We start from the raw sequence: 12,351 nt of genomic DNA, 5'->3' as shown, positions 1-12,351 counted from the left end.
GTGACCGTCGAGGGCGAGGCACAGCCTACCCGCTGCGGCCGCCGCGCACGGCTCGCGGGACCGGACACGGGCTCCGGTGACGCGAAATGGCCCGCCATGCACCATGCTTGACCACGCGATGGGTTCGCCTCGGGTCAACGGGACGCGCAGCACGGGCCGAAAGGGTCCCCTGCGCCTGTTGGCGCGCACGTGGTCCAAGGCGTGGGCGGGCAGCATCTTCTCCGAGTCGGCCGAGGCGGCGTTCTGGCAGACCCTGTCGTTCCCGCCGCTGCTGCTGGGCCTGCTGGGCAGCCTGGGCTACGTCGGCGACTGGCTCGGACCCGACGTGGTCGGCGCGGTCAAGGACGACATCATCGCCACCTGCCGGACGATCTTCAGCCAGGACGTGGTCAACGGGGTGATCGTGCCCACCGTCGACCAGGTGCTGACCAGCGGCAAGGGTGAGATCGTCTCGATCGGCTTCCTCATCTCGCTGTGGGCCGGGTCGTCGGCGATGTCGTCGTTCGTGGACGCGATCACGGCCGCGCACGACCAGTACGGGGTGCGCAACGAGGTGTGGCAGCGGATCTTCGCGCTGCTGCTCTACATGGCGAGCCTGGTGCTGCTGATCATCGGCCTGCCGGTGCTGGCGCTGGGCCCCGAGGTGCTGCCGCGGCTGTTCCCGGACTCGTGGGAACCGACGATCGCGAGCTGGCTGAACGCCTTCTACTACCCCTCCATCGCGGTGATGCTGGTGCTGGCGCTGGCCACGCTCTACAAGGTGGCGCTGCCGAACAAGCTGCCGTGGCACCGGCTCGTGCCCGGCGCGGTGCTGGCGATGTTCGTGTTCCTGCTGTCGTCGATCGGGCTGCGGCTCTACATCCGGTGGATCACCACCACGGGCTACACGTACGGCGCGCTGGCCACGCCCATCGCGTTCCTGCTGTTCGCGTTCTTCATCGGGCTGGCGATCACGATCGGCGCCTACTTCAACAGCGCGTTGCAGGAGATGTGGCCGGCGAGGATGACGCGGCGGCAGCGGCGGCGCTGGCAGCGGCTGGAGATCGAGCGGGCGGCCGAGCGCATCCGGTCCGACGAGGGCGGGCGGGTCCGGCAGCAGGACGGGGAGGCCGGGGAGGGGCCGGCCGAGGGCTCCGGGAACGGCGCCGTGCCGCTGGAGGACCGGCGGCCGGAGGAACCACCGCCCGTGCGGCGGACCCAGGGCTGATCGGCGCACTCGGCTCAGTCCGCGCCCTCGCGCCGGGAGCGCTCCCAGGTCAGGACGACGGCGCCCCGGCTCCGGGTGGCCGGTGCCGGGGCGTCGCGGGTCGGGGACCTACTCGCCGCCGCCCTTGGGCAGGCCGTCGTAGATCCGCTTGCAATCCGGACAGACGGGAGAGCCGGGCTTCGGCGACTTCGTCACCGGGAAGACCTCGCCGCACAGCGCCACCACGTGCGTGCCCATGACCGCGCTTTCCGCGATCTTGTTCTTGCGCACGTAGTGGAACATCTTCGGGGTGTCGTCCCCGGTGTGGTCGGTGCCTTCCGGCCGGGTCTCCACTTCGGGCAGGGTCTGCGTGCTCACCCGCCCAGCTTACCTGGGAGGATGGCCCTTCGTGAGTACGCCGAGCATCACCGAAGAGGTCGAATCCGCCCTGGCCGGGAACCGGCCGGTGGTGGCGTTGGAGAGCACGATCCTGTCGCACGGGCTGCCTCCCGGGCGCAACCGCGAGGTCGCCGCCCGGATCGAGGACGTGGTGCGGGCGGCGGGCGCGGTGCCGGCCACCATCGCCGTGCTGGGCGGGGTGCCCAAGGTCGGGCTGACCGCCGAGGAGCTGGACCGGGTGTGCGACCCGGCGAACGACCTGGTGAAGCTGTCGCGGCGGGACCTGGGCGCGGCGTTCGCGCTCAAGCGGGACGGGGCCACCACGGTGGCGGGCACGGCCGCGCTGGCGCACGCCGCCGGCATCGGGGTGTTCGCGACCGGCGGGCTCGGCGGGGTGCACCGGGGCGCGCGGGAGACCTGGGACGTGTCCGCCGACCTCGACGTGCTGGCGACCACGCCCGTGCTGGTGGTGTGCTCCGGGGTCAAGTCGATCCTGGACGTCGGGGCCACCCTGGAGCTGCTGGAGACCAGGTCGGTGCCCGTGCTGGGGTACCGGGCGGACCGGTTCCCGGCGTTCTACCGGCGCGAGTCCGCGTTCGGCGTGCCGTGGCGGGTGGAGTCCGCCGCCGAGGCCGCCGCGGTGGTGGCGGCGCACCGCTCCGGGGTGCCGGGTTCGTCGGGCGTGCTGCTGGCCAACCCCGTGCCCGCCGCCTTCGAGATGCCCGCCGACCTGCACGAACGGCTGTTGGCCGAGGGGCTGGAGCTGCTGCGGTCGCGCGGGGTGCGCGGCAAGGAGGTCACGCCCGTGCTGCTGGAGCACTTCCACACCGCCAGCGGCGGGGTGAGCCTGGACTCCAACGAGGAGCTGGTGGTGTCCAACGCGGCGCTGGCCGCCGAGGTGGCCGTGGAGCTGGCGGCGCTGGAGGGTGGTCGGTGACCGCGGTCGTGGTGGTCGGCGACGCGGGGCTGGACGTGGTGGCCCGGCACTCCGGGACCGTCGTGCACGGCGGCGACACGCGGGCCTCGGTGACCATGGAGCCCGGCGGGGCCGGCGCGAACACGGCGGCGTGGCTGGCCTCGTGCGGCGCGTCGCCGGTGCTGCTCGCGCGGGTCGGCGCGGACACCGCGGGCAGGCAGGTGCAGGCGGAGCTGACCGCCGCCGGGGTGCGGTGCGCGTTCGCGGTGGACGCCGAGGCGGCGACGTGCTGCGTGGTGGTGCTGGTGGACGACACCGGGCAGCGGACCATGCTGCCCGACCGGGGCGCCAACGCCCGGTTCGCGCCCGGCGACGTGGACCCCGCGCTGCTGCGCGGCGCGTCCCACCTGCACCTCTCCGGGTACGTGCTGCTGGACGCGTCGTCGCGGCCCGCCGGGGTGGCGGCGCTGCGGGCGGCGCGGGAGGCCGGGCTGACCACGTCGGTGGACCCGCAGTCGGCGGCGCTGTTCTACGACGGGTTCCTGGACGACCTGCGGGGCGTCGACCTGCTGCTGCCCAACACCGAGGAGCTGGTCGCGCTCACCGGGTCGGCGTCACCGGCGTCCGCGCGGGCGCTGCTGGGCGTGGTGGGCGCGGTGGCGCTGACGTCCGGCGCGGGCGGGGCGAGCTGGGTGGACGCGGACGGGGTGGTGTCGGTGCCCGCCGAGGACGTGGAGTGCGTGGACTCGACCGGCGCCGGTGACGCGTTCGACGCCGGGCTGCTGGCGGCGTGGTTGACCGGGGCGTCCCGGCGGGATGCCCTGCTGGCCGGCGTGCGGGCGGCGGCGCGGGCCGTGTCGTCCGTGGGCGCTCAGCCCTCCGTCCCGGCCGCTCGGCCCGCCGCGCCGTCGGTGACCTGAGTTCAGCCGTCGATGACCTGGTGCGGGCGCGCCTCGACGGCGCGGTGCTCCCGGACGAAGCGGTTGGGCTTCTCCGCCTTGCGGGGCGGGCGGTCGTTCGCGATCAGGACCGCCATCCAGGGCAGCGGCACGGACAGCAGGAGGAACGCGAGCGCCAGCCACCAGGTCTGGTAGAAGACCATCGCCAGGACCAGGCAGGGGATGCGGGCGCCCATCATGATCGCGTACTTGCGCTTGCGGGCGGCGTGCTGCTCCTCGTAGGAGGGAGCCGCCTCGGTGATGAGCACCGGTGTGCTGTCGCGCTCGGGGTTGGTCACGACATCACCTCCAATTGACTCCATGGTCCCACCAGGCGCCGGGTGCGACACAACGGGTGGAGGGTGATTCGCGCCGCGGTTGCGGCCGTTCGGGTCGGTGGCGGACCATCCCGCCTGTGGTGGCGCTGGATCGGCTGGTGGACGTGCTCGGCGGCCTGGGCACGCACCTGTGCTGCGCGCCGCGAGGTCGGGACGTGGAGCTGCGCGGGGTGGCGCTGCACGACCCGGCCGAGCACACGGCGGCGGCGCCCGACGACGTGCTGCTCGGGCTGGGGGTGCCCTCGCCCGCCGCGGCGGCCCGGCTGGTCGGCGGGACCGCGGCGGCGGCGGTCGTGCTGCACGGGTCGCCGCCGCTGGACGAGCGGGTGCTCGCGGCGGCGCGCCGGTCCGGGGCCGCGGTGCTGCTGGTGGACCCGTCGGTGCCGTGGGGGCAGCTGGCGAACGTGGCGCAGGCGCTCGTGCTGGGCGGGCAGGGCTCCGGCGACCTGTTCGCGGTGGCCGACGCGATCGCGGCGGTGGTCGGCGGGCCGGTGACCATCGAGGACCAGCAGTCGCGGGTGCTCGCCTACTCGTACCGGCAGCAGGACGTGGACCAGGTGCGGGTGCAGACCATCCTGGGGCGGCGGGTGCCGGAGGAGGCGCGGCGGGCGCTGGACTCCTACGGGGTGTTCGCGCACCTGGCGCGGTCCGACGAGCCGATCTTCGTGCCGAAGCTCACCGACCAGCTCGGCGGGCGGCTGGTGGCGGCCGTGCGGGCGGGGCGCGAGCTGCTCGGGTCGGTGTGGGTGGAGGTCGACGCGGCGGTGGACGCGATCCGGCACGCGGCGCTGGTGGACGGTGCGCGGACGGCGGCGCTGCACCTGCTGCGGGCGCGGGCGTCGGCGGACCTGGAGCGGCAGGCCGAGGCGGACCTGGTGATCGAGGCGCTGGAGGCGGGCGCGCCGGGGAACCTGGCCCGGCTGGGGCTGCCGTCGACCGACCTGCGGGTGATCGCGGTGCAGGCGCACGCCGGTGAGGGCGAGCACGGGGCGGCGCTGCTGGCGTTCTCGCGGGCGACGGCGGGTTTCGGCTGGTCGCGGCCCGGCCGCTCGGCGCTGTTCGGCAACGTCCTCTACACCGTGCTGCCGTGCGGCGAGGACTCCGGGGCGGCGGTGGGGTGGGTCCGCGCCCTGGTCCGCGAACTCCCCGCCGAGGTGGTGGTGGAGGCGGGCATCGGGGGCTGCGCCGACGCCGGTTCGCTGCCCGCGTCCCGCTCGGAGGCCGACGAGTGCCTGGTCCTGTCCACCGGCGAGCCGGTCGTCTACGACCACTCCTGGTCGCTGGTCCTCCTGCGGCGGCTGGCGAGCGTCGCCCGGACCGGCCGCGTGCCGACCCGGGGCCCGGTGGCGGACCTGCTGCGGCACGACGCCGAGCACGGCACCCAGTACGCGCCCACCCTCCGCGCCTGGCTGGCGGCCCAGGGCGACGCGCGCGAGGCGGCCCGCGCCCTGGCCGTGCACCCCAACACCCTGCGCTACCGGATGCAGCGCATGGCCGAGGTCACCCCCCTCCCCCTCAACTCCCCGGACCAACGCCTGGCCATGGCCATAGCCCTGACCATCACCCCACCCCCCACCCCCTGACCCGCGCGTGTCCTCCACTCAGGCATCGCGTGTCCTCCACCCGGACATCGCGAGTCGAACACTCAGGACCCCCGAGTTCAACACTCACGACACACCCCACCCGAACCGCGGGGAACGCGAACGCAGAACTCAAGGGCCCCGAACGTTCGACACGGTCGACCCGGGTGTTCGACTCGCGATGCCTGAGTGGACGACTCGCGATGCCTGAGTGGACGACACGCGATGTCCGAGTGGAGGACACGCGGTGGGGTGGGCGGGCGGGGTTGGTGGGGGCGGGGGACGATTGCGGGGTGGTTCCTGATCTTTCTGTTGAGTTGACCGGTCGGTTGCGCGAGGGGTTCCTCGCCGCGGGGTACGACGCGGACGGCGTGGTCGAGGTGTTGGGGCACCAAGGCCACGCGGCGTTGGGGAGGGGCGAGCCGGAGGCGGCCCGGCGGGCTTCGCGGGACGCCGGGGCGCTGGGGACGTTGATCCGGTTGTTCCTGCTCGGGGACGCGGAGGACGAGAAGGCGGTCCGCCGGGCGCTGCCGGGGGTCGACCTGGAGGCCGCCGTGGCGAACGAGGTGCTCAGGGGCGACGGCGGCGAGTTGCGGGCCGGGTTGGACATCCGGCCTTACGGGGACGACGAGGGCTCCTGGTGGGTGGTGGCCGACCTCGATTCCGAGCAGCGGGGCGGGCCGGTGCCGGCCGACCACGTGCTGGGGGTCGGGCACGCCTCGATCAGCCTGGCGCGGGCCACGTCGCGGCGGCCGGTCGGGACGTTGTTGGACCTGGGCACCGGGTGCGGGGTGCAGGCGCTGCACGCGAGCCGTCACGCCCGGAGGATCACCGCGACCGATTTGTCCGAAAGGGCGCTCGCGCTGGCCGCGGGCACGTTCCGGTTGAACGAGGTCGAGGTCGAGCTGCGCCGGGGCGAGTGGTTCGGTCCCCTGCGCGGGCGGCGGTTCGACCAGGTGGTGTGCAACCCGCCGTTCGTGGTGGGCCCGCCGCGCGTCGACTACGTCTACCGCGACTCCGGGCTGGACGGCGACGACGCCAGCGCGCTCGTCGTGCGCCAGATGCCGTCGTTCCTCGCCGAGGGCGGCGTCGGGCAGCTGCTCGCCTCCTGGCTGCACCGCCGCGGCGAGGACTGGGCCGACCGGGTCGGCTCCTGGCTGCCCCGCGGCGGCGGCGTGGACGCCTGGTTCGTGCAGCGCGACGTGGCCGACCCCGCCCTCTACGTCGGCACGTGGCTGCGCGACGCCGGCGTGGACCCGCGCAGCGACGAGGGCCGCGCCAAGGCGGGCGCCTGGCTGGACTGGTTCGCCGAGAACGACGTTGAGGGCATCGGCTTCGGCTTCGTCACGCTGCGCCGCACCGACACCGAGCACCCCGAGGTCGTCTGCGAGGACCTGCGCCACGCCTACGACGACCCGCTGGGCCCGGAGTCGGCCGCCTGGCTCGACCGCGTCGCCTGGCTGCGCTCGCACGACGACGAGGACCTCCTCGGGACCAGGTTCGCGGTGCCGCCCTCCGTGCTGCTGGAGGAGGTCTCGGAGCCCGCGGAGGACGGCTGGGCGCCGGTGGTGCGCCGCCTGCACCGCACCGACGGGCCCGGTTGGCAGCACGAGCTGGACGAGACCGCGGCGCGGCTGCTCGCGGGTTTCCGCGGCGCGCTGCCGCTGGAGGACCTGATCACGCTGCTGGCCTACGCCCAGGACCTGGACGCGGACGCGCTGGCCGCGGCGGCCCTGCCGGTGGTGCGGGAGCTGGTCCGCCACGGGATGGTCGTCCCCGCATGAGGGCGGTTGTGGCGAGAGTCACAGAGGCCTCCGTGGTGGTGGAGGGCGAGACGGTGGGCGAGATCGCCGAGCCGGGCCTGTTGGTCCTGCTCGGCGTGCACGTCGGGGACACCGCCGACCTCGCGCCGCTGATGGCGCGCAAGCTGCACGAGCTGCGCGTGCTGCGGGACGAGCAGTCGTGCGCCACCACCGGCGCGCCGCTGCTCGTGGTGAGCCAGTTCACCCTCTACGGGGAGACGAGGAAGGGCCGGCGGCCCTCGTGGACGGCCGCCGCCCGGCCCGGGCACGCCGGGCCGCTGGTCGACGCGGTGGTGTCGGAACTGCGGAATCGGGGCGCGCGAGTTCAAACAGGACGGTTCGGGGCCGTGATGTCCGTGCGGAGTGTGAACGACGGCCCGTTCACCGTGTTGGTCGAACTCTAAGATCCTTCTCAGGGAATCCTCAGGATTCGCGGCGCAACCGCTGTGACGGCAGTGACGTCTTGGAGGTCGAGGAAGCGGGAACCAATTCGAGCTGGTTTGCGTTCTCCCAAGTGTCAGACCGCCGAAAGGCGGACCGCGCAGCGCAGCGCGGAGTGCGCGACACGACCGCACTGCCAGCCCGCGACAAGGGGGAGGGAGCTCCATGACCGTCCCGAAGGTCTTCGACCGCGAGGTCGGGAACGAGCAGACCACTACCAGCGCCGAGATGGACCTCGACGCCCAGGGACCGGCCGCCGACCTCGTTCGGGTGTACCTGAACGGCATCGGCAAGACAGCGCTGCTGACAGCGGCCGAGGAAGTGGAACTCGCGAAGCGCATCGAAGCGGGGGTGTTCGCGCAGCACATGCTGGAGACCAAGTCCGGTCTGCCCGATGTGCGCCGCGGCGAACTTCGTGCGCTGATCCGCGACGGCCACGTCGCGAAGAACCACCTTCTCGAAGCGAATCTGCGGTTGGTGGTATCGCTGGCCAAGCGGTACACCGGTCGCGGAATGCCGCTGCTCGACTTGATCCAGGAAGGCAACCTGGGTTTGATCCGCGCGGTGGAGAAGTTCGACTACACCAAGGGTTTCAAGTTCTCCACTTACGCCACTTGGTGGATCCGCCAGGCGATCACCCGCGGAATGGCGGACCAGGGGCGCACCATCCGGCTCCCGGTCCACCTGGTGGAGCAGGTCAACAAGCTGGCGCGCATCAAGCGCGACCTGCACCAGCAGCTCGGCCGCGAGGCCACGACCGAGGAGCTGGCCAGGGAGGCCGGCCTGTCGCCGGACAAGGTGTCCGACCTGCTCGACCACGCCCGCGACCCGGTGAGCCTCGACATGCCCGTCGGCGCCGAGGAGGACGCCCCGCTGGGCGACTTCATCGAGGACTCCGACGCCACGGACGCGGAGAGCGCGGTCATCTCCGGCCTGCTCCAGGACGACCTGCGCCGGGTGCTGGCCACGCTGGAGCCGCGCGAGCAGGCCGTGATCCGGCTGCGCTACGGCCTGGAGGACGGCCAGCCGCGCACCCTCGACCAGATCGGCAAGCAGTTCGGCCTGTCCCGCGAGCGGGTGCGGCAGATCGAGCGGGAGGTCATGGCGAAGCTGCGGCAGGGCGAGCGGGCCGCCCGGCTGCGCGCCTACGCCAGCTGACGCGCCGGGCACCGGGAGCAGCACGCGGTTCACCCGTTCAGCCGGGTTGACCGGCGGCGCTCGCGGGTGCACGGTCGTGCGGCACGAGCCATGCGACGCCCCCGTCCCATCTCGCGGGGGCGTCGCACACCGAGGAAGGTCGGGGCGGTCGGGGGCCGGCCCGGCCTTCCGCATACCTCCGGGTGTCCCGGCCGCGTGCCATCAGGGCTCCGGTCACAGCTCCAGGTACTCGGCCAGCTTCGCCCGGAAGAACGCGACGTGCGCCTCGCGCTCCTCGCCGGCGTACCCGCGCGGCACGCCCTCCACGATCATGACCAGGCACAGGTACGCCCGGTAGAGCGCGGTCCTGGTCCGCTCGGCCGCGGTGAAACCGGTGACGCCGTAGCCCGCCAGGTAGTCCTCGTCCGGCTCGGTGAACAGCGCGATCGTCGCGATCTCGGCCAGCGGGTCGCCGAAGAACGCCCGTTCGGGGTCGATGATCCCCTCGACCCGGCCGTCGGCCACGAAGATGTTGGCCTCCCACAGGTCGAAGTGCACCAGGACCGGTGAGGTGACCTCGTCGAGCAGGTGGGCGCGGGCCGCGAACGCCGGGCGCACGTCGGGCAGCTCCACGCCGAACCGGTCGGCGTCGGCGAGCACCGCGTCGACCATGTTCCCGAACGCCTCCCGCCACGTCGCCCCGCCGGGGCCCTGGACGTAGCCGAACGAGTCGCCGGTGACCTCGTGCAGGCGGCGCGCGACCCCGCCCAGCTCGCGGCGCAGCGCCGCCCGCTCGGCGTCGGACAGCTCCGCCTCGTTCCACGGCGTGCCGCGCAGGGCGGTCATCAGGAGCAGGCCGTCCTCGTGCAGGACGACCTCCGGCACCGGCAGCCCCCGCCCGGCCATCAGGCCGAACACCAGGGCCTCGGTCCGCATCAGGTCGCGCTCGTAGGTGAGCAGCGGCACGCCCGGCGGCGGCGCCACCTTGAGCACGACCTCGCGGCCGTCGGCCGCGGTGAGCCGGTAGGCGGTGTTGAACATGCCCCCGGTCAGCTCGACGTGCGCCGCGAGCGGCGAGCCGAGCGCGCGGCGGAGCAGGGCGTCGAGCTCGGGCACGGGCAGCTCGCGCTTGGTGAGGCTGAAGACCACGACGCGAATCACACCACGCCCTGCCGGACTCCACGGCGGGATCGGTATAGGTTCGGCGGAATCCGAACGCGCGCAAGGGAGCCGCGACGTGCCCGCAGTGCCTCAGCCGAACCTCTTGGCACCCACGTTCCAGTACACCGACGTCCTGCCGCTGGCGAAGGACGAGCACACCGACTACCGGCTGGTGACCCCGGACGGCGTGTCGGTGGTCGAGGCCGCCGGCCGGACGTTCCTCCAGGTCGAGCCGTCGGCGTTGACGCTGCTCGCCAAGGAGGCGATCCGCGACATCCAGCACCTGCTGCGCCCCTCGCACCTCGCGCAGCTGCGCGCGATCGTCGACGACCCCGAGGCCAGCGGCAACGACCGGTTCGTCGCCATGGACCTGCTGCGCAACGCGTGCATCTCGGCGGGCGGCGTGCTGCCGATGTGCCAGGACACCGGCACCGCGATCATCATGGGCAAGCGCACCGAGTCCGTGCTCACCGGCGGCACCGACGAGGAGGCCCTGTCCCGGGGCGTCTTCGAGGCCTACCAGGAGCTGAACCTGCGGTACTCGCAGATGGCGCCGGTCACCTTCTGGGACGAGAAGAACACCGGCACGAACCTGCCCGCGCAGATCGACCTGTTCACCGCGCCCGGCACGGAGCCGAAGTACGAGTTCCTGTTCATGGCCAAGGGCGGCGGCTCGGCCAACAAGACGTTCCTGTACCAGGAGACCAAGGCGCTGCTGAACCCGTCGCGGCTGGCGAAGTTCCTGGACGAGAAGCTGCGCTCGCTGGGCACGGCCGCGTGCCCGCCGTACCACCTGGCCGTGGTCGTCGGCGGCCTGTCGGCCGAGCAGAACCTGAAGGTCGCCAAGCTCGCCTCCGCCCGCTACCTGGACGGGCTGCCCACCGGGGGCTCGGCCGCCGGCCACGCGTTCCGGGACGTCGACCTGGAGCAGCAGGTGCTGGAGCTGACCCGGAACTTCGGCATCGGCGCCCAGTTCGGCGGCAAGTACTTCTGCCACGACGTGCGCGTGGTCAGGCTGCCCCGGCACGGCGCGTCGTGCCCGGTCGGCATCGCCGTGTCGTGCTCGGCCGACCGGCAGGCCAAGGCGAGGATCACGCCCGAGGGCCTGTTCCTGGAGCAGCTGGAGCGCGACCCGGCCCACTTCCTGCCGGAGGTGCGGGACGAGGACCTGTCCGACGAGGTCGTGCGGATCGACCTGACCCGCCCGATGGCGGAGATCCGCGAGGCGCTGTCGAAGCTGCCGGTGAAGACCCGCGTGTCGCTGACCGGTCCGCTGGTGGTGGCCCGCGACATCGCGCACGCCAAGATCAAGGAGCGGCTGGACGCGGGCGAGCCCATGCCGCAGTACCTGAAGGACCACCCGGTGTACTACGCGGGCCCGGCCAAGACGCCCGAGGGCTACGCGTCCGGCTCCTTCGGCCCCACCACGGCCGGCCGGATGGACTCCTACGTCGAGCAGTTCCAGGCGGCGGGCGGTTCCCTGGTGATGCTGGCCAAGGGCAACCGGTCCCAGCAGGTCACGAACGCCTGCCAGGCGCACGGCGGGTTCTACCTGGGCTCGATCGGCGGCCCGGCGGCCCGGCTGGCGCAGGACTGCATCCGCAAGGTCGAGGTGCTGGAGTACCCCGAGCTGGGCATGGAGGCGGTCTGGCGGATCGAGGTGGAGGACTTCCCCGCGTTCGTCGTGGTGGACGACAAGGGCAACGACTTCTTCGCCGAGACCTCCGCCCCGACCCTCCAGATCAGCTTCCGGGAGTAGCCGGGCCGGGGTCCCGCCGGCGGCGGGACCCCGATCGGCCGGTCGCGGGCTCGGGCCGGCGGGGTCAGGCCGTGTCCTCGCGCGATTCCAGGACCACCGTCCGGTCGCCCAGCGGCGCGTCGAGGGTCACGTTGAGCGGCACGTCCCGCAGCTCCTGCGTGCAGACCGCGCCCTCGGCCGGCGGGTAGTAGGTGGTCACCAGGGTGATCCGGACCTGGTCGGCGGACTGGGCGACGACCTCGGCGTCGGCCGTCTTGCACCCGCCCGCGAGGCCGACCACGCGCAGCGTCCGGCCGTCCGCCGAGGTGGAGACCTGCCGCTCGTAGGTGTCGGGCAGCGTCCCGCCGTCGACCCGCGCGGTCGGCACGGGCGTCTCCCCACCGGGCAGCGGCACGGCGCTGCCCTGCGGCGGGGGCGCGGGGGCCGGCTCGGTCGCCCCCGGCGCCGACCCGCTGGTCGGGACCCCGGATGACAACGTTGTCGACGGCCCGGACGAGGTCGTGCCACCCGGGTTGGACGACTGGTCGGGCGACTGGCCGGACGACGGGTCGGTGCTGCCGGTGCACCCGGCGAGCGCGAGCGCGGCGAGGGCGACGGCGACCTTGGCGTTCCTCATGGTTGAAGGACGGTACTCGCCGCCGCCGGGGTTGCAGGGGTGGTGCCCGGCCGACCGGGGCAGGGGCCGGCCGGGCAC

Annotated in this window: 12 protein-coding genes; 8 read left to right on the top strand and 4 right to left on the bottom strand. The window is 73.5% G+C overall.

The window, feature by feature from the left end:
* Positions 1-103 precede the first annotated feature (103 nt).
* Positions 104-1,207: a YihY/virulence factor BrkB family protein gene (locus tag ABD223_RS38510; protein WP_380645596.1), complete on the top strand. Its 1,104-nt coding sequence runs from the start codon at positions 104-106 to the stop codon at positions 1,205-1,207.
* Positions 1,208-1,315: 108 nt separating this feature from the next.
* Here the strand turns inward: ABD223_RS38510 and ABD223_RS38505 are convergent, their stop codons facing one another.
* Positions 1,316-1,564: a DUF3039 domain-containing protein gene (locus ABD223_RS38505; RefSeq protein ID WP_344042341.1), complete on the bottom strand. Its 249-nt coding sequence runs from the start codon at positions 1,562-1,564 to the stop codon at positions 1,316-1,318.
* Positions 1,565-1,595: 31 nt separating this feature from the next.
* Here ABD223_RS38505 and ABD223_RS38500 point away from each other — a divergent pair, with 31 nt between their 5' ends.
* Both ABD223_RS38500 and ABD223_RS38495 read left to right on the top strand, forming a co-directional pair.
* Complete coding sequence (locus ABD223_RS38500) at positions 1,596-2,522, top strand: pseudouridine-5'-phosphate glycosidase (protein ID WP_344042339.1); 927 nt, start codon at positions 1,596-1,598, stop codon at positions 2,520-2,522.
* Positions 2,519-3,421 carry a carbohydrate kinase family protein gene (locus tag ABD223_RS38495; protein WP_344042337.1) on the top strand — a complete coding sequence of 301 codons (903 nt, stop codon included), beginning with the start codon at positions 2,519-2,521 and terminating at the stop codon, positions 3,419-3,421. Before ABD223_RS38500 ends, ABD223_RS38495 begins: the two co-directional genes overlap by 4 nt.
* 2 nt (positions 3,422-3,423) lie before the next feature.
* On the opposite strand, the gene ABD223_RS38490 is transcribed toward ABD223_RS38495, so the two are convergent.
* Entirely contained in the window at positions 3,424-3,762 is a 339-nt protein-coding gene (locus tag ABD223_RS38490) for a DUF3099 domain-containing protein (protein ID WP_380645597.1), read from the bottom strand.
* Between the two features lie 92 nt (positions 3,763-3,854).
* Between ABD223_RS38490 and ABD223_RS38485 the strand changes: the two genes are divergently transcribed.
* From ABD223_RS38485 to ABD223_RS38470, 4 genes are all read left to right on the top strand, one after another.
* Complete coding sequence (locus ABD223_RS38485) at positions 3,855-5,360, top strand: PucR family transcriptional regulator (RefSeq protein ID WP_344042333.1); 1,506 nt, start codon at positions 3,855-3,857, stop codon at positions 5,358-5,360.
* A gap of 290 nt (positions 5,361-5,650) precedes the next feature.
* Entirely contained in the window at positions 5,651-7,141 is a 1,491-nt protein-coding gene (locus ABD223_RS38480) for a DUF7782 domain-containing protein (RefSeq protein ID WP_344042331.1), read from the top strand.
* The gene (gene dtd, locus ABD223_RS38475; protein WP_344042329.1) at positions 7,138-7,563 is read left to right on the top strand and encodes a D-aminoacyl-tRNA deacylase; all 426 of its coding nucleotides are present in this window, start codon (positions 7,138-7,140) and stop codon (positions 7,561-7,563) included. Before ABD223_RS38480 ends, dtd begins: the two co-directional genes overlap by 4 nt.
* A gap of 202 nt (positions 7,564-7,765) precedes the next feature.
* Positions 7,766-8,758, top strand: a complete 993-nt coding sequence (locus ABD223_RS38470; RefSeq protein ID WP_380645598.1) for a sigma-70 family RNA polymerase sigma factor — start codon at positions 7,766-7,768, stop codon at positions 8,756-8,758.
* A 213-nt stretch (positions 8,759-8,971) separates the two neighbouring features.
* On the opposite strand, the gene ABD223_RS38465 is transcribed toward ABD223_RS38470, so the two are convergent.
* Positions 8,972-9,886: a phosphotransferase family protein gene (locus ABD223_RS38465; protein WP_344042327.1), complete on the bottom strand. Its 915-nt coding sequence runs from the start codon at positions 9,884-9,886 to the stop codon at positions 8,972-8,974.
* Positions 9,887-9,974: 88 nt separating this feature from the next.
* On the opposite strand from ABD223_RS38465, the gene ABD223_RS38460 reads away from it, so the two are divergent.
* On the top strand, positions 9,975-11,657 hold the full coding sequence (locus ABD223_RS38460) for a fumarate hydratase (protein WP_380645599.1): 1,683 nt from the start codon (positions 9,975-9,977) through the stop codon (positions 11,655-11,657).
* A gap of 64 nt (positions 11,658-11,721) precedes the next feature.
* Here ABD223_RS38460 and ABD223_RS38455 read toward each other — a convergent pair whose 3' ends face one another.
* On the bottom strand, positions 11,722-12,273 hold the full coding sequence (locus ABD223_RS38455; RefSeq protein ID WP_344042325.1) for a hypothetical protein: 552 nt from the start codon (positions 12,271-12,273) through the stop codon (positions 11,722-11,724).
* Positions 12,274-12,351: the final 78 nt, after the last annotated feature.

The organism is Saccharothrix xinjiangensis, assembly GCF_039527585.1.
In the GTDB taxonomy this organism is placed as follows: domain Bacteria; phylum Actinomycetota; class Actinomycetes; order Mycobacteriales; family Pseudonocardiaceae; genus Actinosynnema; species Actinosynnema xinjiangensis.
This window is presented reverse-complemented; position numbering and strand designations above follow the sequence as displayed.